The 21541-nt window shown below is 71.0% G+C and carries 22 protein-coding genes and 1 pseudogene; 12 read left to right on the top strand and 11 right to left on the bottom strand.

Annotated elements, in window-relative coordinates; all coding sequences use genetic code 11:
* Positions 1 to 16: 16 nt before the first annotated feature.
* Genes LQK93_RS00400 through LQK93_RS00375 form a run of 6 tightly spaced genes read right to left on the bottom strand, consistent with a single transcriptional unit; the run spans position 17 to position 6770 of the window.
* A complete protein-coding gene (locus tag LQK93_RS00400) occupies positions 17 to 898 on the bottom strand; it encodes a sugar phosphate isomerase/epimerase family protein (RefSeq protein ID WP_374969611.1) in 882 nt (293 codons plus the stop codon).
* The gene (gene iolD, locus LQK93_RS00395) at positions 895 to 2868 is read right to left on the bottom strand and encodes a 3D-(3,5/4)-trihydroxycyclohexane-1,2-dione acylhydrolase (decyclizing) (RefSeq protein ID WP_374969610.1); all 1974 of its coding nucleotides are present in this window, start codon (positions 2866 to 2868) and stop codon (positions 895 to 897) included. Before iolD ends, LQK93_RS00400 begins: the two co-directional genes overlap by 4 nt.
* On the bottom strand, positions 2865 to 3770 hold the full coding sequence (iolB, locus tag LQK93_RS00390) for a 5-deoxy-glucuronate isomerase (RefSeq protein ID WP_374969609.1): 906 nt from the start codon (positions 3768 to 3770) through the stop codon (positions 2865 to 2867). Before iolB ends, iolD begins: the two co-directional genes overlap by 4 nt.
* On the bottom strand, positions 3767 to 4681 hold the full coding sequence (locus LQK93_RS00385) for a deoxyribose-phosphate aldolase (protein ID WP_374969608.1): 915 nt from the start codon (positions 4679 to 4681) through the stop codon (positions 3767 to 3769). Before LQK93_RS00385 ends, iolB begins: the two co-directional genes overlap by 4 nt.
* Positions 4678 to 5751: a 5-dehydro-2-deoxygluconokinase gene (iolC, locus tag LQK93_RS00380; RefSeq protein ID WP_374969607.1), complete on the bottom strand. Its 1074-nt coding sequence runs from the start codon at positions 5749 to 5751 to the stop codon at positions 4678 to 4680. Before iolC ends, LQK93_RS00385 begins: the two co-directional genes overlap by 4 nt.
* 14 nt (positions 5752 to 5765) lie before the next feature.
* Positions 5766 to 6770: a Gfo/Idh/MocA family oxidoreductase gene (locus LQK93_RS00375; RefSeq protein ID WP_374969606.1), complete on the bottom strand. Its 1005-nt coding sequence runs from the start codon at positions 6768 to 6770 to the stop codon at positions 5766 to 5768.
* A 474-nt stretch (positions 6771 to 7244) separates the two neighbouring features.
* On the opposite strand from LQK93_RS00375, the gene LQK93_RS00370 reads away from it, so the two are divergent.
* The 6 genes from LQK93_RS00370 (at position 7245) to LQK93_RS00345 (ending at position 12838) form a co-directional block, all read left to right on the top strand.
* Positions 7245 to 8249, top strand: a complete 1005-nt coding sequence (locus tag LQK93_RS00370; RefSeq protein WP_374969605.1) for a substrate-binding domain-containing protein — start codon at positions 7245 to 7247, stop codon at positions 8247 to 8249.
* Between the two features lie 62 nt (positions 8250 to 8311).
* Positions 8312 to 9382: an ABC transporter permease gene (locus tag LQK93_RS00365; protein ID WP_374969604.1), complete on the top strand. Its 1071-nt coding sequence runs from the start codon at positions 8312 to 8314 to the stop codon at positions 9380 to 9382.
* A 1-nt stretch (position 9383) separates the two neighbouring features.
* Positions 9384 to 10199, top strand: a complete 816-nt coding sequence (locus LQK93_RS00360) for an ATP-binding cassette domain-containing protein (RefSeq protein WP_374969603.1) — start codon at positions 9384 to 9386, stop codon at positions 10197 to 10199.
* A gap of 13 nt (positions 10200 to 10212) precedes the next feature.
* Positions 10213 to 10626 (top strand): universal stress protein, encoded by a 414-nt coding sequence (locus tag LQK93_RS00355; RefSeq protein WP_374969602.1) that lies wholly within the window; start codon positions 10213 to 10215, stop codon positions 10624 to 10626.
* Positions 10627 to 10692: 66 nt separating this feature from the next.
* Positions 10693 to 11433: a GntR family transcriptional regulator gene (locus tag LQK93_RS00350; protein WP_374969601.1), complete on the top strand. Its 741-nt coding sequence runs from the start codon at positions 10693 to 10695 to the stop codon at positions 11431 to 11433.
* A 25-nt stretch (positions 11434 to 11458) separates the two neighbouring features.
* Positions 11459 to 12838 (top strand): NAD(P)/FAD-dependent oxidoreductase, encoded by a 1380-nt coding sequence (locus tag LQK93_RS00345; RefSeq protein WP_374969600.1) that lies wholly within the window; start codon positions 11459 to 11461, stop codon positions 12836 to 12838.
* Between the two features lie 96 nt (positions 12839 to 12934).
* Here LQK93_RS00345 and LQK93_RS00340 read toward each other — a convergent pair whose 3' ends face one another.
* Entirely contained in the window at positions 12935 to 14896 is a 1962-nt protein-coding gene (locus LQK93_RS00340) for a hypothetical protein (RefSeq protein ID WP_374969599.1), read from the bottom strand.
* A gap of 340 nt (positions 14897 to 15236) precedes the next feature.
* Here LQK93_RS00340 and LQK93_RS00335 point away from each other — a divergent pair, with 340 nt between their 5' ends.
* The 3 genes from LQK93_RS00335 (at position 15237) to LQK93_RS00325 (ending at position 17199) form a co-directional block, all read left to right on the top strand.
* Positions 15237 to 16076: a hypothetical protein gene (locus LQK93_RS00335; protein ID WP_374969598.1), complete on the top strand. Its 840-nt coding sequence runs from the start codon at positions 15237 to 15239 to the stop codon at positions 16074 to 16076.
* A gap of 181 nt (positions 16077 to 16257) precedes the next feature.
* Complete coding sequence (locus LQK93_RS00330; RefSeq protein WP_374969597.1) at positions 16258 to 16593, top strand: hypothetical protein; 336 nt, start codon at positions 16258 to 16260, stop codon at positions 16591 to 16593.
* Positions 16594 to 16803: 210 nt separating this feature from the next.
* Complete coding sequence (locus tag LQK93_RS00325) at positions 16804 to 17199, top strand: VOC family protein (protein WP_374969596.1); 396 nt, start codon at positions 16804 to 16806, stop codon at positions 17197 to 17199.
* Positions 17200 to 17254: 55 nt separating this feature from the next.
* Here LQK93_RS00325 and arr read toward each other — a convergent pair whose 3' ends face one another.
* Both arr and LQK93_RS00315 read right to left on the bottom strand, forming a co-directional pair.
* On the bottom strand, positions 17255 to 17707 hold the full coding sequence (arr, locus tag LQK93_RS00320; RefSeq protein ID WP_374971556.1) for an NAD(+)--rifampin ADP-ribosyltransferase: 453 nt from the start codon (positions 17705 to 17707) through the stop codon (positions 17255 to 17257).
* Positions 17708 to 17821: 114 nt separating this feature from the next.
* Positions 17822 to 18208 (bottom strand): annotated as a pseudogene (locus LQK93_RS00315) (putative immunity protein); the annotation flags it as partial.
* A 52-nt stretch (positions 18209 to 18260) separates the two neighbouring features.
* Between LQK93_RS00315 and LQK93_RS00310 the strand changes: the two are divergent.
* Positions 18261 to 18593 carry a TfoX/Sxy family protein gene (locus LQK93_RS00310; protein WP_374969595.1) on the top strand — a complete coding sequence of 111 codons (333 nt, stop codon included), beginning with the start codon at positions 18261 to 18263 and terminating at the stop codon, positions 18591 to 18593.
* A gap of 58 nt (positions 18594 to 18651) precedes the next feature.
* On the opposite strand, the gene LQK93_RS00305 is transcribed toward LQK93_RS00310, so the two are convergent.
* Positions 18652 to 19239: a DUF6529 family protein gene (locus LQK93_RS00305; protein WP_374969594.1), complete on the bottom strand. Its 588-nt coding sequence runs from the start codon at positions 19237 to 19239 to the stop codon at positions 18652 to 18654.
* 157 nt (positions 19240 to 19396) lie between these two features.
* On the opposite strand from LQK93_RS00305, the gene LQK93_RS00300 reads away from it, so the two are divergent.
* Both LQK93_RS00300 and LQK93_RS00295 read left to right on the top strand, forming a co-directional pair.
* Complete coding sequence (locus tag LQK93_RS00300) at positions 19397 to 19951, top strand: hypothetical protein (RefSeq protein ID WP_374969593.1); 555 nt, start codon at positions 19397 to 19399, stop codon at positions 19949 to 19951.
* On the top strand, positions 19948 to 20331 hold the full coding sequence (locus tag LQK93_RS00295; RefSeq protein WP_374969592.1) for a hypothetical protein: 384 nt from the start codon (positions 19948 to 19950) through the stop codon (positions 20329 to 20331). Before LQK93_RS00300 ends, LQK93_RS00295 begins: the two co-directional genes overlap by 4 nt.
* 68 nt (positions 20332 to 20399) lie before the next feature.
* Here LQK93_RS00295 and LQK93_RS00290 read toward each other — a convergent pair whose 3' ends face one another.
* Positions 20400 to 21530, bottom strand: a complete 1131-nt coding sequence (locus LQK93_RS00290; RefSeq protein ID WP_374969591.1) for a TIGR03118 family protein — start codon at positions 21528 to 21530, stop codon at positions 20400 to 20402.
* Between the last annotated feature and the right edge of the window lie 11 nt (positions 21531 to 21541).

Genomic DNA, 21541 nt, shown 5'->3' with positions numbered 1-21541 from the left:
GTGTCGGGTGGCCAGGTCAGGGGGAGGCGAACGTGGGCGGGGTCGCCCACTTGTCGAGGTAGGAGCGGATCGTGTCTCGCATGTAGGTGCTGGACTCGCGGGCGCGGTCCTCCCAGGCGAAGACGCAGGACGTGACGATGCCGTCGAAGCCGATGCGCTCGAGGCCGGCGAAGAACTGGGCGAAGTCGACCTCGCCCTGGCCGATGTCGAGGTGCTGGTGCACGGTGACCTGGGCGCCGGGTGGGTTGACGATGTAGCGCAGACCCGACGACGCGGTGTGGTCGTAGGAGTCGGCGACGTGGACCATCGTCAGCAGGTCGCCGGCCCCGTCCATGATCCCGTCGCAGTCGTTGCCCTGGTGGAAGGTGTGCGGCGCGCAGTACAGGAAGCTCACGGCGGGCGAGTTGGTCCCGCGGATCACGTCGACGGCGCGCTTGCCGTCCTCCTCCCAGTCGTCGGGGTGCGGCTCGAGGACGAGCCTGATCCCCTCCTTCTCGAACACCGGCAGGAGCTCCTCCATCGACCTCCAGAACTGCCGCTCGCACGCCGCGGCCTCGCGCGGGTTGCCGTTGAGCTCGGAGTTCATCGTGTCGACGCCGAGGAGCGAGGCGATCTGGATCGCACGCTTCCAGTAGCGGACGGCCGCCTGCCGGTCCTCCTCGTCGGGCCCGCTCCACCGGAACAGCGGGAGCACCGATGAGACCCCGACGCCGGCGTCGGCGAGGGCCTTGCGGAAGGACGCCACCCCGGCGTCGTCGACACGCGGGTGGTTGAAGAAGGGGATGAAGTCGTCGCGCGGCGACAGCTCGATCCACTCGTAGCCGAGCTCGGCCACGAGGGCCGGCAGCTCGACCAGCGGCGTCTCACGGAACATGTACGGGTCGAGGGCGAGCTTCATGGTGCGGACTCCGGGGGTGAGGGGACACCGGTGGGCATAGTGAGCGGACGCTGGGCCGCCTTGTGGTCGAGGTACTCGCCGTATGCCGTCCGCGTCGTCTCGAGGTCGCTGACCTGCGAGACGGGCACGTCCCACCACGAGGCGCTGTCCGGGGAGTAGACCCGCGGGTCGGTCTCGACGTGGATGACGACCGGTCCGCCGTCCGCCGGCCAGGCCTTGGCCTCCTTGATCGCCTGGTGCAGCTCGTCGACCGAGTGCACCTCGATGACGTGCGCGCCCAGCGAGCGGGCGTTGGCAGCGAGGTCGACCGGCAGCACGTCGCCGTCGAGACGGCCGGAGCCCTCGCCGCGGAACCGGTACCTCGTGCCGAAGCGCTGCGAGCCGAGCGACTCCGACAGCGACCCGATCGAGTGGAAGCCGTGGTTCTGGACGAGCACGACGATGACCTTGACCCGCTCCTGGACAGCGGTCACCAGCTCGGTCGGCATCATCAGGTAGCCGCCGTCGCCGACCATGGCGAAGACGTCCCGCGACTCGTCGGCGAGGCGGACGCCGATCGATGCCGGCACCTCGTAGCCCATGCAGGAGTAGCCGTACTCGACGTGGTAGGCCTTGCGGTCGCGGACCCGCCACAGCTTGTGGATGTCGCCCGGCATCGACCCGGCCGCGCACAGCACGACGTCACGCGGGTCGCTCAGCTCGTTGACGGCCCCGAGCACCTGGCCCTGCGTCAGCAGGCCGTCGGCCAGCCTGTCGGTGACGTCGGTCGGCGGGTGGAACGCGCTCTCGACCGCCGCGTCCCACCGGGCCCAGAGCGTCGCCTGGCGCTCCCGGTAGGCGTCGTCGACGGCATACCCCTCGAGGGCGCCGGTCAGGGCGGTGAGCGCCTCACGGGCGTCGGCCACGACCGGCAGGCCGGAGTGCTTGCCGGCGTCGAAGCGTGCGACGTTGATGTTGACGAAGCGGACAGTGCTGTGCTGGAAGGCCGTCCGCGACGCGGTCGTGAAGTCGCTCCACCGCGTGCCGATGCCGATGACGACGTCGGCCTCGGCGGCGAGGGCGTTCGCGGCGGTCGTTCCGGTCGAGCCGATCGCCCCCATCTCCTGCGGGTGGCCGTGGGGGAGCGAACCCTTGCCGGCCTGCGACTCCCCGACGGGGATGCCGGTGGCATCGCAGAACGCCCGGAGCGCGTCCTCGGCGCCGGAGTAGTGCACGCCTCCGCCCGCGACGACGAGCGGCCGCTTCGCCGACCGGATGAGCTCAGCGGCGTCGGCGATGTCGACGGCCTCGGGCAACGGTCGGGCCACCCGCCACGTGCGCGGCGCAAACAGCTCGACCGGCCAGTCGAAGGCCTCGGCCTGGACGTCCTGCGGCAGCGCGATGGTGACGGCGCCGGTCTCCGCCGGGTCGGTGAGGACCCGCATCGCGCCGAGCAGCGCCGACGGCAGCTGCTCGGGACGGCTCACCCGGTCGAAGAACTTCGACAGGGGCCGGAACGCGTCGTTGACGGTCACGTCGGCGGCATACGGCTGCTCGAGCTCCTGGAGCACCGGCGCGCTGACGCGGGTGGCGAAGGTGCCCGAGGGCAGGAGCAGAACCGGGATCCGGTTGATGGTCGCGAGGGCCGCCCCGGTCAGCATGTTGGTCGAGCCAGGCCCGACGGACGCCGTGCACGCCCAGGTCTGGAGGCGGTCCTTCTGCCGGGCGTACCCGACGGAGGTGTGCACCATGGCCTGCTCGTTGCGAGCGAGGACATAGGGAAGATGCTGGTCGCCGTCGGCCAGCTCGTTCTGCAGCAGCGCCTGGCCGAGGCCGGCGACGTTGCCGTGGCCGAAGATCCCGAAGCAGCCGGCGAAGAGCTTCTGCCGATGCCCGTCGCGCTCGCTCCACTGGTTCGCGAGGAACCGCACGACGGCCTGGGCGACGGTGAGCCGCACCGTCGAGGAGGTCCGCTGCTCGTCACGCGTCATCGGGTGCCTCCGAGCGGGAGTCGGGGGTCGACCTGCTGGTCGGACCAGGTCTTGCGGACCCAGCCGTGCGCCGGGTCGTCGCAGATGAGCCAGGCGCGCTCGTCACCGGGGCCCGCCATGACGTTGAGGTAGTAGAGGTCATAGCCGGGTGCGGCCATCGCCGGGCCGTGCCAGCCGTGCGGGACGAGGACGACGTCGCCGGAGCGGACCTCGGCGAGGACATCGATGGGCCGGTGCTCGGTGCCGTAGACCCGCTGGTAGCCGATGGGGTCGGTCGCCGCCGCGGGCGGGGTGCCGGCCTCCGGGGCCACCTCGAAGTAGTAGATCTCCTCGAGCTGCGTCTCCTCGCCCGGCCGCTCCTCGTCGTGCTTGTGCGGAGGCCACGAGCTCCAGTTGCCGGCGGGGGTCACGACCTCGCAGGCGATGATGGAGTCGGCCTCGAGGACGTCCGGGACGCCGAAGTTGCGCACCTCCCGGGACGCGATGCCGGCGCCCCGGAGCTCGACCGGCACCTCGTCGGCGGTCACGTGCCGGAACGCGAACCGCGCATCCGCGGAGGGCGTGACGGCGAAGACGACGGCCACCCGCACGTCCCCCACGGCCGTCACCGTGAGCCTCGACCCCGCCGGCACGAAGGTGACGTCGGTCGCCCCGGCGAAGACCGACGTGCGGCCTTCCAGCTTGGCCTCGTCTCGGCCGCTCGGGCCCTCGGCCACCACGACGACCGACCCGGACAGCGGCACGACGACGTGCTCGCGGTGACCCGCCTCGAAGGTGCGGGACTCACCGTCGGTGAGCCGGCCGGCATACAGCCCGGTGTGCTCCCAGCCCGACGCGTCGGGCTCGACGACGACGTCCCAGCCGTCGCGCGAGGTGCTCCCGTGGGGGCGGTGCCAGCTCATGCCGCACCTCCGCCGGCGCCGTGCACGAGGCCGGCCGCGATGTCGACCGCGGCAGCCACGTCCCCGTCGGGTGGGAAGAGCAGGGCGCGGCCCACGACGAGGCCCCGGACAGCGGGCAGCTCCAGCGCGTGGCCCCACGACGCGTAGGTGTCCTCAGGGTCGCCCTGGGGGTCACCGCCGAGCAGGAGGGTCGGCAGCGTGGTCGCGTCCATGACCCGGTCGAGCTCGTCCACGGCCGGGAGCTTGAGCCACGTGTAGGCACTCGAGGCGCCCAGGCCCGCGGCGATGTGGACCGACCTGATCGTCGAGTCCGGGTCGAGCTGGTTGACGACCCGACCCCGCTGACGGACGGAGAGGAACGGCTCGATCATGGCCATGACCCGGTGCTCGGCGAGCTCCGTGACGGCCCGTGCACTCGCCTCGAGGGTCGCGACCGTGCCCGGGTCGTCGAGACAGATGCGGGTCAGCATCTTGCCGCCGTCCAGACCGCGCGCGGCGATCTCGGCCGCGCTGTAGGCCGTGAAGCGGTCGTCCAGCTCGAAGCTGGCACCCTGCAGGCCACCGCGGTTCATCGAGCCGATCGCGACCTTGCCCTCGAGTGCGCCGAGCAGGAGCAGGTCGTCGAGGACGTCGGGGGTGCCGAGCACGCCGTCGACACCGGGCCGCCCGAGCGCGGTGACCAGACGCTCGAGGAGGTCGCTGCGGCTCGCCATGGCAGCGCCCGCCCCTCGCACCCCGAGGGCGCCACGGGCCGGGTGGTCCGCCGCGAGCAGGAGCAGGCGGCCGTCCTCGCGCACGAGTGGGCGTCGCTCGCGAGTGGCCCAGGCGGCCGCGATGCGCCCGGGCTCCCGCACCCGGATCTCGGTGAGGTCGGCGACCCGGAGACCCGGGCTGACGGGGGTGGTGGTCATCGTGCCTCCTCGGCGACGCCGGCGAACGGTGGGGCGAGCGGCTCCCGGCCGGCCAGGCGCTCCTCGACCTCGGCGGAGGTCGGCATGGCGGTGGAGCACTCGAGCCGGCCCGCCACGATCGCGCCGGCGACGTTGGCGAACTCGAGGACGCGCTGCAGGTCCCAGCCCTCGAGCAGGCCGTGGCACAGCGCCCCGCCGAAGGCGTCACCCGCGCCGAGGCCGTTGACGACGTCGACGGGGAAGGGTGGCACCTCCACGCGCTCGTCGCGGGTCGCGGCCAGCACCCCCTTGGGGCCCTGCTTGACGACGGCGAGCTCCACGCCGCGCTCGAGCAGGGCGTCCGCCGCCCGCTGCGGGTCGGTCTCGCCGACGGCGACCTCGCACTCCTCGCGGTTGCCGACCGCCACGGTCACGTGCTCGAGGGCGCGGCCGACCTGCTCGCTCGCCTCGGCGGCGCTCGACCAGAACATCGGGCGGTAGTCGAGGTCGAGAACCGTGTGGGTGCGGCGCCCTCGCGCCTGCCAGCCGCGGAAGTGCGCCGAGCGGCTCGGCTCCTGCGAGAGGCCGGTGACGGTCGACCAGTAGACACCGGCGTCACGGATCGCCTCGAGCGGCATCTCGTCGGGCTCGATCATGAGGTCGGGAGCGGTCGGGTAGCGGTAGAACCAGAGCGGGAAGTCGTCCGGGGGGAACACCTCGCAGAAGGTGACCGGGGTGGGCGGCCCGCTCACCGCGGAGACGAACGAGTCGTCGACGCCGAAGCCGTGCAGCGCCTCGTGGACGTAGCGGCCGAACGCGTCCTGGCCGGTGCGGGTGATGAGGGCCACGCGGTGGCCGTGTCGGGCCGCCGCGACGCTGACGTTGGTGGCGCTGCCGCCGAGGAACTTCTGGAAGGTCTCCACCTTCTCGAGGCCGACGCCGTGCTGCAGCGGGTAGATGTCGACGCCCGTGCGCCCGATCGCGACGACGTCGTACGCGGTGTCGTATGCCGTGTCGCCGGGAGCCGCGGGCGACGCGCCGGAGGGTGTCGTGATGGGTGGCGTGGTGGGCGGGGTGCTGGGAGTGCTCATCGTGGTCACCTCGGTCAGAGGCCCGGGATCTCGTCGAGCGAGACCGGGCGGTTCTCGTGGCGGGAGAGCTCGCAGGCCTCGGCGACCCGGAAGGCCTGGAGGGCGTCCTCCACCGTGCAGGGCGAGGAGAGGGTCCCGCGGGCGACGGCAGCGAAGGCCGTCAGCTCGGCGCGGTAGGCGGGCAGGAAGCGCTCCATGAAGGACCAGTGGCGCGGGCCGGAGGGGTAGGTCGCGCCCGGCTCGGCCGAGGTGAGGGCCAAGGAGTCGTCGTAGCCGACGCCGACCGTGCCCTCGCTGCCGAGCACCTCCATCCGCACGTCGTGGCCGGCCCCGTTGTAGCGGGTGGCCGAGAGCGAGACGAGCGTGTCGTCGTCGAGCGTCAGCACGGCGGCGGCCGTGTCGACGTCGCCGGCCGCGGAGAAGAACTCGGCGCCCTTGTTGGCGCCGGTCGCGTAGACCGAGGCCACCTCCCGCCCGGTGACGAACCGGATGATGTCGAAGTCGTGGATCGAGCAGTCGCGGAAGAGCCCGCCGCTGGTGGGGATGTAGGCAACGTGTGGTGGCGCCTGGTCGTGAGTCTGTGCCCGGATGCTGTGCACGAAGCCGAGCCGTCCGGTGGCCACGGCCTCCCGGGCCCCCCGGTAGCCCCGGTCGAAGCGGCGCTGGAAGCCCACGTGCACCGGCGTGGCGCTCGTGGAGACGAGCCGGGCGAGCCCCAGGGTCTCCTCGAGGGTGGCGGCGACGGGCTTTTCGCAGAACGTCGGGACGCCGGCCTCGAGCCCCATCCGAAGCAGGGGAGCGTGGCCGGGTGTCGCGGTGGCGATGACGAAGCCGTCGAGACCCGACGCGAGCAGCTCGGCGGGAGAGGCGGCACAGCCCACCTCCAGCTTCTCGGCGACTGCGCGAGCCGCGTCGGCGTCCAGGTCCGCGACGACGACCTCGTCGACGTCCGGCAGGTCGCGCAGGGTCTCGGCGTGGAAGGCCCCGATGCGGCCGACTCCGGCCAGTCCGATGCGCATGTCTCACTCCCTCGAAGGTCTCGGTGGTGGGTCGATCGTCCAGCCCAGCCACACGCCGTGTCAAGCAAATGTCAGAACATTCTGATGTTTGCTCAATGGCTTGACATGGCCTCGAAACCAGAGGCATCCTCCAATCGATGGCACTGACGCCGGACCGAGAGCATCGACCGCGATGTTTGCCACGGCGCACTCACCAGTGTGAACAGCGGTGACCCAACCCGTCTCCGGTTCGCCAAGATCCGCGCACTCCTCGGGCGACGACCTCGCCCCACACCGTCCGCTCGGACGCGACGCAGCCCGACCCGCACCTGCAGATGCACCGGACCGGTTCGGCTGGCCCTTCACCCCTCCGGCTCAGCGCCGACCACGTGCCAGCGGCACGCGGCATACGGGCCCCTCATGGACGGAACTCCCGTGACAGCACGTCGCGCTACTCGGCGACCGGCCACCGCGACGCAAGGAAAGGAATCAACGATGACTCCGACTCGGACTCGTAAGGGCCTCGCGGCGTCAGCCGGCGTCGCCCTGGCCGCCGCCTTCGCCCTGAGCGCCTGCAGCGGTGGCGGTGCACCCGCCGCCTCGTCGACGGGCGGCGGCGGCGGAGGTGGTGGCGGCAACAGCGGCTACACCTTCGCCATGATCACCCACGAGACACCGGGCGACACGTTCTGGGACCGGATCAAGGCGGGCGCGCAGCAGGCCGCCAAGGACACCGGTGCCAACCTTAAGTACTCGTCCGACCCGGACGCCAGCAAGCAGGCGGTCCTGATCCAGAACGCCATCGACTCGAAGGTCGACGGGATCGCCACGACCCTGGTCACCCCTGACGCGCTGATCCCCACCATCAAGAAGGCCGAGGCCGCCGGCATCCCGGTGGACACCTTCAACTCGGGGATCGACTTCTTCCAGAAGGCCGGATCGCTCACCCACTTCGCCTCCAACGAGAAGCTCGGCGGCGAGGAGGCCGGCAAGCGCGCGGCTGCCGCGGGTGCCACGAAGATCCTCTGCACGATCCAGCAGACCGGTTCGGTGGCCCTCGAGGACCGCTGCGCCGGCGTCAAGGCGTCCTTCCCGAACACCGAGAACCTGCAGGTCAACGGCGCCGACGACGCCGCTGTCACGACCGCCATCCAGGCCAAGCTGACCCAGGACAAGGCGGTCAACTGGGTCGTCACCCTTGGTGCGCCCCAGGCCCTCGACACCATCAAGGCCGCCCAGGGCGCCGGGCGCCCAGACGTCAAGATCGGCACCTTCGACACCAACCCGGATGCGGCCCAGGCGGTCCAGGACGGCAAGATCCAGTGGTTCATCGACCAGCAGCCGTACCTCCAGGGCTACATGGCGATCTCGCAGCTCTACCTCTTCAAGAAGAACGGCAACGTCCTCGGCGGCGGCCAGGCCGTGCTGACCGGCCCCTCGTTCGTCGACAAGACGAACATCGCCCAGGTCCTCCCGTTCATCAAGCAGAACACTCGATAAACCGCCTCCGGGGGGCCGGGTCCGTGAGGGCACGGCCCCCGCCGAACAGCACTGGAGCTGTCATGAGTAGCACCCCCGTCAAGACGGACCCGTCGCCCTCGGCCCCTGCCGATGCCTCCAACCGGGTCACCCTGGGCTGGTCCAACCGGCTGCTGGCACGACCGGAGATCGGCGCCCTCGTCGCCGCGATCGTCATCTTCATCTTCTTCCTCATCGTCGCGCCGGCCTTCCGCACCCCGGCAGCGTTCTTCACCGTCCTCTACCAGTCCTCGACCATCGGCATCGTGGCCGTCGCCGTCGGCATGCTGATGATCGGCGGCGAGTTCGACCTCTCCGCCGGCGTCCTGGTCACCACCGCGGGGCTCTTCAACGCGATGTTCTGCTACCAGCTGGGGATCAACCTCTGGGTCGGCGCCATCCTGTCGCTCGTGCTCTGCCTGGCGATCGGCTTCCTCAACGGCTACCTCGTCATGAGGACCGGGATCCCGAGCTTCCTCATCACCCTCGGCACGTTCTTCGTCCTGCAGGGGGCAAACCTCGGCGTGACCAAGCTCGTCACCGGATCGGTGTCGAGCCCCAACATCAACCAGATGGCCGGCTACGACTCGCTCAACTGGATCTTCGCCCACGAGTGGCAGATCGGCTCGGTGACGCTGTCGATCACGGTCATCTGGTGGTTCCTCTTCGTGGCGCTGTCCGCGTACGTGCTCCAGCGCACCAGGATCGGCAACTGGATCTTCGCCGTCGGCGGCAACGCCGCCTCGGCCCGTGCGGTGGGTGTTCCGGTGACCCGGGTCAAGATCGGCCTCTTCATGACCGTGAGCTTCCTCGGCTGGTTCGCCGGAATGCACTACCTGTACAACTACAACACCCTTCAGGCGGGCAACGGCGTCGGCAACGAGTTCCTCTACATCATCGCCGCGGTCGTGGGCGGCACGATGCTCACCGGCGGCTACGGCAACGCCATCGGCGTGGCCATCGGCGCCTTCATCTTCGGCATGACGAGCCTCTGCATCGTGTACGCCGGGTGGGATCCGAACTGGTTCAAGGCCTTCCTCGGCGTCATGCTCCTGCTCGCCGTCATGGTCAACCTCTACGTCAAGCGACTCTCGACCGCCCGGAAGGCGAGCTGACATGACTGACACCCTGCACGAGCACGCCGACCCGGAGCTGCACAAGGGGGAGCCGCTCGTCGAGATGACCGACATCGGCAAGACCTACGGCGCGATCCGCGCGCTCAAGGGCATCAACCTGACCGTCAACGCCGGGGAGGTGACCTGCGTCCTCGGCGACAACGGCGCGGGCAAGTCGACCCTGATCAAGATCATCTCCGGGTTGCACCCCCACAACGAGGGGACGATGAAGGTCGACGGCAAGGAGGTCAGCTTCACCAGCCCGCGCGACTCGCTCGGACACGGCATCGCCACCGTCTACCAGGACCTCGCGGTGGTGAGCCTGATGGAGGTCTGGCGCAACTTCTTCCTCGGCTCCGAGATGGTCGCCGGCGGGGCACCCTTCGCCCCGCTGAAGATCAACGACATGAAGCGCATCGCCGACGAGGAGCTGCGCAAGATGGGGATCGTCGTCAAGGACATCAACCAGCCCATCGGCAACCTCTCCGGCGGCCAGCGCCAGTGTGTCGCCATCGCCCGGGCGGTCTACTTCGGCGCCCGCGTGCTCATCCTCGACGAGCCGACGGCGGCCCTCGGCGTCAAGCAGTCCGGTGTCGTGCTGAAGTACACGGCGGCAGCCCGGGACGCCGGTCTCGGCGTCGTCTTCATCACGCACAACCCGCACCACGCCTACCTCGTCGGCAACCACTTCGTCATCCTCAAGCTCGGACAGGCCGTGCTCGACAAGAAGCGTTCTGAGGTGGCACTCGACGAGCTGACCCGGCAGATGGCCGGCGGCGACGAGCTCACCGAGCTCTCCCACGAGCTGCAGAAGTGAGCGGGGTGGCGTCATGAGCGTCGCCGTCGCCCACCACACCCGCAGCTCGAGTGACCTGGCGCTCGAGGAAGGAGCCCGCGAGGCGGCATACCGTGGGACGCAGCTCGTCGTCGTCCACGTGGTGGAGTCGCTCGACAAGGACATCGCCGAAGCCAACCGGGCGGGCATCTCCGATGCGGTGGAGAAGGTCCTGCGCAACGCGTCGCTGCCCGACGTTCGCTGGGACGTCCATGTGGTGGCCGGCGGACGGGACACCGGCGACGTGTCCGCAGCCCTCCTCCGGGCTGTCGATGAGCTGCGACCCGAGCTGCTCGTCATCGGGGCACGGCGGCGTTCCCCCGTGGGCAAGGCGTTCCTCGGGAGCATCACGCAGAACCTGATCCTCGACGCCGACGTGCCCGTGCTCGTCGTCAAGAGCCCGAGGTGAGGACGAGCCGGTGTACTGACATGAGAACATTCGCGCATGGGGCTGGCACGTCGATACCCTGCGGCCATGTCCAAGCCCGTTGACGTCCGCATCGACCGCGAGACGCCGATCCCGCTCTACCACCAGCTGGCCGAGCAGCTCAGCGCGGCGATCGCCAAGGGCGACCTCCAGCCGGGAGACGCGTTCGAGAACGAGGTGGCCATGGCCGACCGCCTCGGCCTCTCGCGACCGACCGTGCGGCGCGCGATCCAGGAGCTGGTCGGGCAGGGCCTGCTCCTGCGGCGTCGAGGCCTCGGCACCACCGTCGCCGGACGCCAGATCCACCGCCGTGCCGAGCTGACGAGCCTTTACGACGACCTGCGGCGCGAGGGCGCCGGGAACCCGCGCACCGTGGTGCTGACCTACGAGGTCGCCCCGGACGGGGTCGCGGCGGGGGCGATGGGCCTGCCCGCCGACACCCCGCTGCTGCACCTGGTCCGGCTGCGTCTCGACGGCGAGCGGCCGCTCGCCATCCTGCGCAACTGGCTGCCCCCGGCATACTCCGACCTCAGCCGTGAAGACCTCGAGCGCGACGGGCTGTACGCCCTGCTGCGCGGGCGCGGGGGCAAGCCAGTGGTGGCCCACCAGCGCATCGGCGCCCGGACGCCGTCGGCCGAGGAGCGCAGGCACCTGGACCTGCGCCCGTCACAGCCGGTCCTGACCATGTCTCGCACCGCCTTCGACGCGGTCGGCGGCCCGGTGGAGTACGGCGACCACTGCTACCGCGCCCAGGACTACTCCATCGAGGTGATGCTCGACGAACGCTGATCGCTCTCGAGCGGGGAGGTGGGTCGTGGCCCGGCAGCAACGGAACCCGGTGGTGGTCGTCGGCGCAGGCATGGCGGGCCTGCTTGCGGCGCGGGCGCTCGCCGAGCAGGCCGTCCCCGTGACGGTGGTCGACCGGGACGACCTGCCCATGACCGCGACGCCGCGGGCGCGCGTGCCGCAGGGTCGCCAGCTGCACATCCTGCTGTCGGCCGGCCTCGGGCAGCTGCGGGCCTGGTTCCCCGGCATCGAGGAGGAGCTGCAACGCCTGGGCGCGGCGCAGGTCGACGGCTTCGGCGCGTGGATCCACCAGGGCGGCGCCTACCGCGCGCGTGGCGAGCTCGGTCGCCCTGGGCTCAGTCTCACCCGTCCGCTGCTCGAGCAGGTGGTTCGGCAGCGGGTCGCGGCGCTTCCCGGTGTCAGCATCGAGGCAGGGGCCACCGTCGAGCGGGTCGCGCTGACCGGTCTCCGGGTGACGGGTGTCGTCGTGGGCGGGCACGTCCGCGCCACCGAGCTGGAGGTCGACGCCTCGGGGCGCAGCTCCGGGATCGCCCACGAGCTCGCCCGCGACGGCGTGCTGGACCCGCCCGTCACGCACGTGGGCATCGACATCGGCTACGTCTCCTTCTTCCTGCGCCGGTCACCCGGGGACTTCGAGGGAGACGTGGCCATCGTCATCGGCAACCCGGGCACCTTCCGCAGCGGTGCTGCGCTACCGGTGGAGGGCGACCGGTGGAACGTGATGCTCTCGGGCGTCCACGGCGACGCCCCGCCGTCGACCGAGGAGGGCGTGGCCGCGTTCGCCCGCAGCCTGTCCAGCCCGACCATCGCCCAGCTGATCGAGCACTGCGCGCGGGTGTCGGACATCGAGAGCTACCGCTTCCCGTCGAGCCGGCGGCGGCACTACGAGCGCGTTGCCGACCTGCCCGCTGGGCTCGTCACAGTCGGGGACGCCGCCTGCAGCTTCGACCCGGTCTACGGGCAGGGCATGACCTCGGCTGCGCTGCAGGCTGCCGCTCTGGGCCGCGCCGTCGCCCGGACGGGGCCCGGCGCACCCGGCCTGCCGAGGCACTTCCATCGCCACGCTGCGCGCATCATCGACGCCCCGTGGCGAATCGCGGTCGGCGGCGACTTCGGCCACCCGGAGACGGTGGGGCCGAGACCGCTGGGGACGAGGCAGCTCAACGGCTACACGGCTCGCGTGATCCAGGCTGCGCATGCGTCGCTGCCCGTGGCCCGGGTGTTCAACCGGGTGCTCCAGCTCGAGGACCCGCCGCTGATGCTCTTCCGCCCCGACGTGGTGGCGCGCGTGCTGACTGCCTCGCGACGCTCACCCGTGGTGACCGGTGCGGCGGTGCGGCATCCCCGGGTCGGGCCACCGCCCGAGTCGCCTGATTCTTCGGACTGAGGCGCCGTGGGTGGCAGACGGCGGTCGTGTGGACCGAGCACGATGAGTGCTGCGGGCCACACGACAGCGCGTCAGGCGTCACCCGGATCGACGGGCCTACGGCGTCACGCTGTAGATCCGGGTCGCCCAGTTGATGAGCGGAGCGCGGGTCCCGCCGCAGGTCATGTCCGTGCGGAACCGGGAGAACGTGCACCGGGACTGGATGTACTCCGTGGCCATGAAGACGTTCGAGCCGTTCGTGACGGCGGCGCTGTAGTCACCCCAGCGCGGGCGCAGCGTCTGTCCCGGGTCGAGGAAGGCCGTGTACTCGCTGAAGCCGTCCTGCGGTGCCCGCCCGAGTGCGCCGATCTGCACGTCGCCGGGCCCGTCGCTCCCGAACAGCGTGTAGGCGGCCGTGGGGTAGTAGTCGTGACCCACGAGCGTGAACGCCATCGCCCCCGTTCCGTCCGGTAGCACCGCGATGGCCGGGTAGTTCACATTGTTGTCGGCGACGCCGAGGTAGCCCTGCCGGGCGACGGTGGAGGACCCTGCCGTCGAGCCCGGCTTGACGGCGAACCAGGCGATGCCTGCCTGGAGCGACCCGCCGACGCGCATGACGGTGTCGAGCGCGCCGTACAACCGGCCACCTGAGTAGTAGACCTGCTGCATGCGGCTGTCGTTGCTGTCCAGCTGCCCCTCGGACTCGCTCTGCGGGGGCGTGACGCCGACTCCCAGGACGTCGTTGCAGTTGACGAGCACGCAGTCCCGCAGGGGGACCGGGCCGGACTTCTGGTCTGACAGCGGCGGGACGCCGTACACCTCGGAGTGGACCAGCCCGCGCTGCAGGCTTAGGTCGGGTCCGCGATCTTTGATGGTCTCGGTGTTGGTCACCGACCACACGCCGATCCGGTTGGCCATGCCGGTGAACCCGCGCGGCTGCGCCTCCTCGCCGGCGATCGAGCTCAGGAAGTACTCCGTGCCGCCCTGCTCCGTGGCGTAGTGCGCGTCGGGGACCTGCGCCGGCCACACGGTGAAGCCGGGCACCTTCGAGCCACCCGACGGCAGGAACGTGTTCTGGAAGTGGACGACGTTGATGCGTGACGTCCCCGACACCAGCGCCGCCTTGTCCAGGGCGTAGATCTGGGCACCGTTGAAGTTGTTGCCGTAGAGGCCCGGGGCGGCGCTGGCGAACGGGTACTCGTTGCTCGTCAGGAAGACGGCGTTGGCGTCGGACCCGATGTGCGGGTAGTCACCGATGCACGGGCAGTCCGTGTGCTTCGGCGTGCCCTGGGTGCCGTCGTCCTGGACAGGAAGGCGGTAGATGTCCCACCGGCCCGTGGGGTCGCCGGTGCGGCTGACCGCGAGGTCGAGGTGGTTGGGCCCCAGGAGCGCGCCCGTCTGCGGGTCGACCTCGAGAGTCAGCACGACGAGGAAGAACCGGCCACTGCCGTGGTCGTAGATGCACGTCGGGTCGGTCACGAAGGGACCGGTGAGGCCCGTCGTGCGGTCGATCTGTGCCGGGTAGCCGTAGAAGCTGTTCAGGTCGCTGACCGCCGTCGCAGCAGACCCGTTGGTGCGGTACACCCGCACGACGTCGTTGACTGCTTCGACGACGTAGCTGTTGCCCACGCACAGCCCCTGGTCGGGGGGCTCGACCGAGAACTGGTTGCCGTCGTTGGCATAGCGCTGGTCGAAGCCGTCGAGCCCCAGCCAGCTGCGGCCCAGCCCTTCGGAGCCGGCGACGGGTGTCGGAGGCACGACCGGTGGGCGGAGCACGTCCGTCGACCGGCTCTTGCCGCGCGGGCCCTTGGAGTGGCTGCGCACCGGGCTCGAGTCGCCCTCGGCGCCCTCGCCCGGTGGCAGCTCGTGAGCCTGGACCCCGCTCGGTTGACCGGTGGCCTGTGACGCCGGGAAGGAGACGCTGGCGTTCTTGGTGATGGTGCGGAGCAGACCCTGCGGCGCCGCCTGCGACGCGTCGGCCGTCGTCGCCGCCGTAGCGGCTCCGGCGGTGTCCGCGGCCATGCTGGCGGCCGACTGGCCCCCGAGGACCAGCGCCGCGACGGCGACACCGAGTGCCACCAACCGGCCCCGTGCCCGGGGCCGAGCTTTTCCGTGCATGATTCCCCCTCTGCAAGAAAAACTGTTCGTCACCGGCCGCTCCGGACCGGACGACGCCGCCCTGCGCGGCTTTCTCAGTGTGCTCCTTGAATTGCCTCAGGAAGTCGAAAGCTGTTGTGCCAATTGCGAATCCGCAAGAATGTGGACGAATGCCCGGGTGTCCGGGCATCCGGTCCGAGCGGCATTTCGGGGTCTTGCAGCGATATGTGAGGATCCAGTCCGTCGAATTCCGCCAGCTTGTCGCACGGGAGAAATGGGGAAAGTCGGATCCGATCTCCGCCGCTTCTGTTTCACTTCGTGGATGCTCGTGATGCTCGGTTGTGCAGCACTGCTGCTCATCGCGGCCGGTGCTGGGTGGCGCTGGCGCGGCTACTCGTTGGCGGTCCCGGCATGGCAACGGTACGAGCTGGCAGGCACCGCGGGTCGCGCCCAGGCTCTGGTGTGGTTCGTGGCCGTCGCGCTGCTCTCCGGCCTGGCAGTCGGTGTGTTCGTGGTCGGCCCCGCCGGTCGACTCGCCATGCGCCTGCTGGCAGTCACGTCACCCGATGCGCAGGGCCGGATCACCGAGGCGGAGCAGGTGGTCGGTCAGATCTCGCTGAGCGGAACCGTCGGGTTCGTGCTCTTCGTGGGAGTGCCGTTCGGCCTGGCGGCGGGCCTCGGGTACGCGCTTGCCTCGTTCGTCGTGCCCCGCGGGCTGGGCGGGGGAGCGGTCTTCGGCGCCTCGGCCCTCGTGCTCGTCGGCGCCACCGTGGATCCCCTGCGGGGCGACAACCCCGACTTCGCGATCGTCGGGCCCGGCTGGCTGAGCGTCGCCACCTTCTTCCTGATGGCCGTCCTGACGGGGGCGCTCACCGCTCCGGTGGCTGGGCGGATCGCGGCAGCGCTCGGCAGGCCGACGCGATGGTGGTGGCTGTGGCTGCCACCGCTCAGCCTCTTCGCGACCGCAGCGCTGACGGTGGTCTCGGCCGTTGCCGGGGGCGTTGTCGTCGGCTGTCTCGTGCTCCTCGCGACTCTGCTGCTGCCGCGTTGGTCCCTGGTCGTCCGGCACCGGGCCACTCGCGCGGTGCAGGCGATCGTCTCGGTCGCGGTGCTCGTGAGCATCCCGGGGTTCGTCTCCGCCCTGGCAGCCATCGTCGACTGAGTCGGCCCCACGCCGCGCGCGGCGAGCTCGCCGGAGCGTGAGTCCCGGGAGCGTCCCGGGCGACTCGCCGGTGCCGACCTCAGCCCGGCCCGAAGCCCTGCGCCGGGTGAGTGCCGCGAGTAGCGTCGATCGGCAGGGACGTTGTCGATCGGCAGGGACGTTGCGGGCCAAGGAGGGTCTGATGGCCAGTCGAGAGGACGGCATGCTGCTCGTTCAGGTGGCCCAGTGGGGTTCCACGATGGGACTGGAGGAGGCTCAGCTGGCGGTGTGGGCCGATGACTTCAACCCTGAGGAGGCGTCGCCCGACGACGTCTTCGTCACCCGGATCCTCAACTGGGGCGAGACGATCGGGACCCTGACCAAGAACGGCCTGCTGGACACCGACCTCGTGCTGGACTGGCTCTGGGTCGCCGGGCTGTGGTCTCGCGTCGGGCCGGCCGCGAGGAAGCTGCGTGAGAAGCACGGCGAGGCCGCCCTCTACGAGAACTTCGAGGCGTTGGCCGGCCGCCAGGGCTGACCAGACGCCCAGGTGAAAGGGGGCGTCTCGAGAGCCATCTGCTCGGTTCGGCTGCGGCGTCGTCGGAGGAGGTGTAGAGCGGATGAAGGGCCGTCGACGACCGCGGCCCCGGCCGGCGGGCCGATCGGTCCGCATGTCGCGTGGTGTCGAGCAGCGGCACCGCCGACCACGCGCAAGGCAACGCATACTCAGCTCGTCAGGAGGACCCCGATGCTCACCAGTGCATCCGTCACCGCCAACATCCCCGCCGCCGACATCGCGCGGGCGCGCTCGTTCTACGCCGACATCCTCGGCCTGAAACCGGCCGCGGAGGTCGCCGAGGCCGGCATGCTCATCTACCGCACTGACAGCGGGACCGCGTTCTCGGTCTACCAGACGGAGTTCGCCGGCCAGGCCGGTCACACCGTCGCCCAGATCCACGTGGACGACGTCGAGGCCGAGGCGCGCGCCCTGCAGGCGAAGGGCGTGACCCTCGAGACCTACGACATGCCGGGTGTCAAGTGGGATGACGGCATCGCCACCCTGCCAGCGATGGGCAAGGCGGCGTGGTTCAAGGACAGCGAGGGCAACACCCTGTGCATCGACTCGGGGTTCCCGGCGGGCTGACCTGACACGTCGGCCCCGATCGCGACCCGCGGGCGGCCTGGGGGGTGGCGCGGGCTCAGTCGTCCATGGCTTCGATGCCGAGCTCGGCGAGCTCGGCCATGCGCTCGCGCATGTGCCGGATCATCTCCGGGTCGGGCCGCTGCCAGCCGGTGATCTCCTCCACCACCCGCAGCGGCTCGGTCGTCCGGTACGACCGGGTCGGGTTGCCGGGGTAGCGCTTGTCCGTCACGTTCGGGTCGTCCTCGATCGTGCCGAGCGGCTCGACGCGGTAGACCCGCCCCGGTCCGTCGCCGAGCGCGAGCTCGGCCGCCAGCGTAGCCCCCTCGCGCGTGGCGGTCAGGTAGATGTGCCGGGCCTGGCGGCGGGAGCCGTAGTTGGAGCGACACCCGGGTGTCAGCAGGTCGCCGGGGCGCACGTCGGCCTTGGTGCCGTGGAAGAACGGCCCGGGGTCGTCGACGACGCGCGGTAGGGGAGGGGGATCCCGGAGCAGGCTGTCCAGCCGCTGCATGAGGACGGAGACCCGGGTGTGCCCCTCGGGCGCGCGCGGGTAGCGGCGCAGGACGTCGAGGACGAGCGGGGTGGCGCGCTTGGCGGCGGCGGTCACGACGTACTCCGCGACCACCGGGTCGTCGCCGCGGGCGAGCTCCGCCGCCCGGGCTGCATGGGCGGCCGCCCCCAGGATGTGCCGCACCTGCGTCGCGTTCGCCAGGGGATGCAGGTATGCCGCGGCAGCCGCGTCTCCAGCCGCAGTCGCCGCGTGCCGGGCGGGCTCGGTCGTCGCCTCCTTGGCCGCACGGTGGGCGTCCGCCGCAGCGGCGCGCTGGAGGCGTGAGCGGGACGCGCCAGCCGCGAAGTCGCGTGCCGCTTGCAGCGCGGCCGCAGGACGCGGGTCGTCGGGAGGCTCCTTGTCGAAGAGGACGAGTGCAGGCTCGGCGCAGGCCACGGCATACGCCGTGATCGCCCGCAGCTCGTCGATCGTCAGCTCGAAGTCCCCGTCACTCGTCTGCATTCTTCGGAGTTTGCCCGATCTGCGGGTGGGGCACCCGCAGATAATCGGATCCATGGCCTACGACGAGGACCTTGCCGACCGCATCCGTGAGCTGGTCGCCGGTGAGGACGACGTCGACGAACGGCGGATGTTCGGCGGACTGGCGTTCCTCGTCAACGGCAACATGGCCGTCGCCGCGAGCGGCGCTGGAGGTCTGCTGGTGCGGGCAGACCCCGCCGGTGCCGAGGCGTGGATCGACGGCGAGGCGGTGACGCCGATGGTGATGAGAGGCAGAGAGATGCGCGGGTGGCTGCGCGTCGTCGGCGAGCTCGAGGGGACCGACCTCGAGCTGTGGGTGTCCCGAGGGCTCGCGTATGCGCGCTCGCTGCCGCCCAAGGGCACGTGACGTTCGTGGGTTCCGGCGACCAGGACACCGCGTGGGAGGCCTTGTCGCGCACGAGGACTCAGCCGTAGCGGGTTGAACCCGGCCACCCGTGGGCGCCGATGTACCAGATGGCCGAGGTCACCACGACGGCCACGATGAGGGAGAAGAGCAGGCCGCCGGCCACGGGAAGGAACCATCCGGGCGCGCGACGCGATCGCACGGCCACCACCTTGACCACCACCGCACCGATGACCAGGCACCCGAGCAGTCCGTGCGCGACCGTCCGCGTCGGCACGGGCTCTCCGGAGGCGAACGCCCCGACCTCGAGGCCCAGCCCCCAGAGGCAGTTGTAGGCGACGACGAGGATGAGCACGACCGTCACCACGCCCGAGATCCGGTGGGCGGTGCCGACCCACGACGGTGCCCCGACGCCGAGCCTGCCGTAGATCCAGAGGGCTCCGACGAGCTGCAGCACGGCGAGCACCCCGACCACCACGGAGAGCACGACCTTCAGGTCGATGACGGTGCGGAAGCCGAACGTCGTCGTGCCGGCGAGCGTGGGGTCGTGCACCCTGCCGAACACGCCGACGAGGAGGGCGACGACCGCTCCGGCGGCGAACCCGGCCAGGGGGATCGTCATGCTCCTCGGCGACGTGCTGTCTGCCACCCAGTCAGGATGCTCCTGCCGCGGGCCGCCCCACGCGGGAACGCCTCAACTTGCCCCCGCTCCGTCGTTGGGATCCCCGCGGTCGGCAAGCGGGTACGGCACAGTCCTTACCGTTCAACGCACCGGTACGCCGGCGCCACAGCACCAGGGACTCCGCATGACGGCATACAGCACCATCGTCCGCGCCACGCACCTGCTCACGAACGCGGCCTGGTTCGGCGGCTCCCTGGCGGGCGCCGCGGCGCTCAACCCGGCGTCGCGGCAGGGTGACGACGCGCGGGACCGCGCCCGGATCGCCGACGAGGGATGGCGTCGGTGGGGTCCGGTGCAGGGGGCGTCGATCGGCCTGCACCTGCTCAGCGGCCTCGCCATCCTCGCCGACAACCGACGTCGCGTCGTCGAGCACCGCCCGACCGCGGCCGCCGTCATCCTCAAGACGGCGCTCACCGGGGCCGCGGTCCTGGTGAGCGCCGAGGCGTACCGCTCGGGAGCCGAGCTCGGCGAAGCGCTCGAGGGGGCGGAGACCGACCCGGCGTCCCAGAGGAAGGCGCGCACGCTGACCCAGCGGATGAGCCGGCTGCAGTGGGCCACCCCTGCGGCCACTGCCGCGCTGCTGGTGCTCGACGCCTACCTGGGGGAGCAGCAGCGCGGCGTCGCAGGACTGCTCGACCCGCCGTCAAGGATGCTGGCCCGGCGGAGGCGCCGGTCGTGACGCAGGAGTTCGAGCTCGCCTTCGAGCCCCGCTACCGGCTGCCTGCTCTCGCGTTCGGCGTCACGCCGGCCACCGCACGGGTCCTCGTCACGGACGACGAGCTCCGCGTGCGCTTCGGCCCCTGGCGGCTGCGCACGCCGCTCGCCAACGTCGCGAGCAGCCAGGTGACGTCGGGGTATGCGTTCCACCGCACCGCGGGTCCAGCCCACCTGTCGCTCGCCGACCGCGGCGTCACGTTCGCGACGAACTCGCGGCAGGGGCTGTGCATCTCGTTCGTCGAGCCGGTCCACGCGATCGAGCCGACGGGCGTGCTCCGTCACCCGGCGGCGACCGTGACGGTCGCCGACCCCGAGGCGCTCGCCGCGGCCCTGCGTCGATGACCTCGGGCAGTGCTCGAGGCTTCCGCCGGTCACGAGACCAGCGGAAACCGTCGTCAGGTCACGTCACGTCACGGCGTCGCGTGCAGCAGGCCGAGAAGGCCGTGCGCCTCATGCTGCGGACCGGCCGTGAAGAGCACGTCATGGGTGGAGCCCTCGGTGCCGTAGCCCGGCAGCAGGGCCCAGAGCCCGTCGATCGCCAGGGCCTTGCCGCCCGGGGTCCGCAAGGTGCCCGCGACGTCGAGCGTGCGCGGGTTGAACGCGTTGATCCGACCGTCACCGAAGTTGCCCACGAGCAGGTCGCCGGAGAACTTGCCGAATCCCGAAGGGGCAATGGTGAGACCCCACGGCGCATTGAGGACACCGTGGCTCGACAGGCGACGGAGGAGGACGCCGTCCGGGGTGAAGACGTCCACCCGGCCGCGTCCGGCACCGGCGACCTCGTCGTGGCGCGTGCTGTCCTGCTTCGCGTACGAGACGTAGACCCGCGCGCCGGCGACCATGACGTTGAAGGGCGCATAGCCTTGCGGCAGCGAGGAGTCCATGAAGTTGCCCTTGAGGATCACGCGCTGGAGGCGACCGTTGTAGACGTCCACCACGCCGGCGGAGAAGTCCGCGACGTACAGCCGCGGGCCCGTCGAGGTCTGCCCCATGGCGATCCCCTTGTCGACCGCGCCGGGCGTGACCACGGCGTCGACGGCGTGCGTCGACGGAGCTGCCCCGGTGCCGCCCACGGCCGGGTTCCAGCCGCTCAGGTGGCCGGTCTCTCCGACGAACAGGAAGCGGGCAGCTGCAGCGTGCCCTGTGGTGTCACGCACCACGAAGGAGGTGGTGGGGTTGGAGACCTGGCCGGTGGGCGCACCACCCGGGATCCTGACGACGAGCGGCACGATCGTCTGCGGTCTGCCCTGGCCGCCTCCCGAGTACAACGTGGTGACGTCCGTGCCGTTGTCCGAGACCCACAGGGGGCTGGCCCCGAGATGCGACGCGCCCCAGGCGTTGACCAGGTGCTTGTCGGTGACCTGCGCCCTTCCGGGCACGTCCGAGACCAGGTTGACCTGCTTGTATGCGGACACGACGCTTTCGCGTACAGCGGGGGCCGTGGCGCCGGCTGGGGAGCCGAGGGCCAGCGGCCCGACGGCAGCGCCGAGGCCGGCGCCGAGCGCCAGCAGCCATGACGAATGTCGGATGGTGTGTGTCATGGGTACCTCCC

The organism is Terrabacter sp. BE26 (assembly GCF_041941675.1).
Taxonomy (GTDB): domain Bacteria; phylum Actinomycetota; class Actinomycetes; order Actinomycetales; family Dermatophilaceae; genus Terrabacter.
The sequence above is the reverse complement of the archived record's forward strand: the minus strand, read 5'-3'. Positions and strand labels throughout refer to the sequence as shown.

Coding starts and splice junctions, on each gene's coding strand:
- LQK93_RS00400 (WP_374969611.1), bottom strand. CDS start 898: ATGAAGCTCGCCCTCGACCCGTACATGTTCCGTGAGACGCCGCTGGTC.
- iolD (WP_374969610.1), bottom strand. CDS start 2,868: ATGACGCGTGACGAGCAGCGGACCTCCTCGACGGTGCGGCTCACCGTC.
- iolB (WP_374969609.1), bottom strand. CDS start 3,770: ATGAGCTGGCACCGCCCCCACGGGAGCACCTCGCGCGACGGCTGGGAC.
- LQK93_RS00385 (WP_374969608.1), bottom strand. CDS start 4,681: ATGACCACCACCCCCGTCAGCCCGGGTCTCCGGGTCGCCGACCTCACC.
- iolC (WP_374969607.1), bottom strand. CDS start 5,751: ATGAGCACTCCCAGCACCCCGCCCACCACGCCACCCATCACGACACCC.
- LQK93_RS00375 (WP_374969606.1), bottom strand. CDS start 6,770: ATGCGCATCGGACTGGCCGGAGTCGGCCGCATCGGGGCCTTCCACGCC.
- LQK93_RS00370 (WP_374969605.1), top strand. CDS start 7,245: ATGACTCCGACTCGGACTCGTAAGGGCCTCGCGGCGTCAGCCGGCGTC.
- LQK93_RS00365 (WP_374969604.1), top strand. CDS start 8,312: ATGAGTAGCACCCCCGTCAAGACGGACCCGTCGCCCTCGGCCCCTGCC.
- LQK93_RS00360 (WP_374969603.1), top strand. CDS start 9,384: ATGACTGACACCCTGCACGAGCACGCCGACCCGGAGCTGCACAAGGGG.
- LQK93_RS00355 (WP_374969602.1), top strand. CDS start 10,213: ATGAGCGTCGCCGTCGCCCACCACACCCGCAGCTCGAGTGACCTGGCG.
- LQK93_RS00350 (WP_374969601.1), top strand. CDS start 10,693: ATGTCCAAGCCCGTTGACGTCCGCATCGACCGCGAGACGCCGATCCCG.
- LQK93_RS00335 (WP_374969598.1), top strand. CDS start 15,237: ATGCTCGTGATGCTCGGTTGTGCAGCACTGCTGCTCATCGCGGCCGGT.
- LQK93_RS00330 (WP_374969597.1), top strand. CDS start 16,258: ATGGCCAGTCGAGAGGACGGCATGCTGCTCGTTCAGGTGGCCCAGTGG.
- LQK93_RS00325 (WP_374969596.1), top strand. CDS start 16,804: ATGCTCACCAGTGCATCCGTCACCGCCAACATCCCCGCCGCCGACATC.
- arr (WP_374971556.1), bottom strand. CDS start 17,707: ATGCAGCGGCTGGACAGCCTGCTCCGGGATCCCCCTCCCCTACCGCGC.
- LQK93_RS00310 (WP_374969595.1), top strand. CDS start 18,261: ATGGCCTACGACGAGGACCTTGCCGACCGCATCCGTGAGCTGGTCGCC.
- LQK93_RS00300 (WP_374969593.1), top strand. CDS start 19,397: ATGACGGCATACAGCACCATCGTCCGCGCCACGCACCTGCTCACGAAC.
- LQK93_RS00290 (WP_374969591.1), bottom strand. CDS start 21,530: ATGACACACACCATCCGACATTCGTCATGGCTGCTGGCGCTCGGCGCC.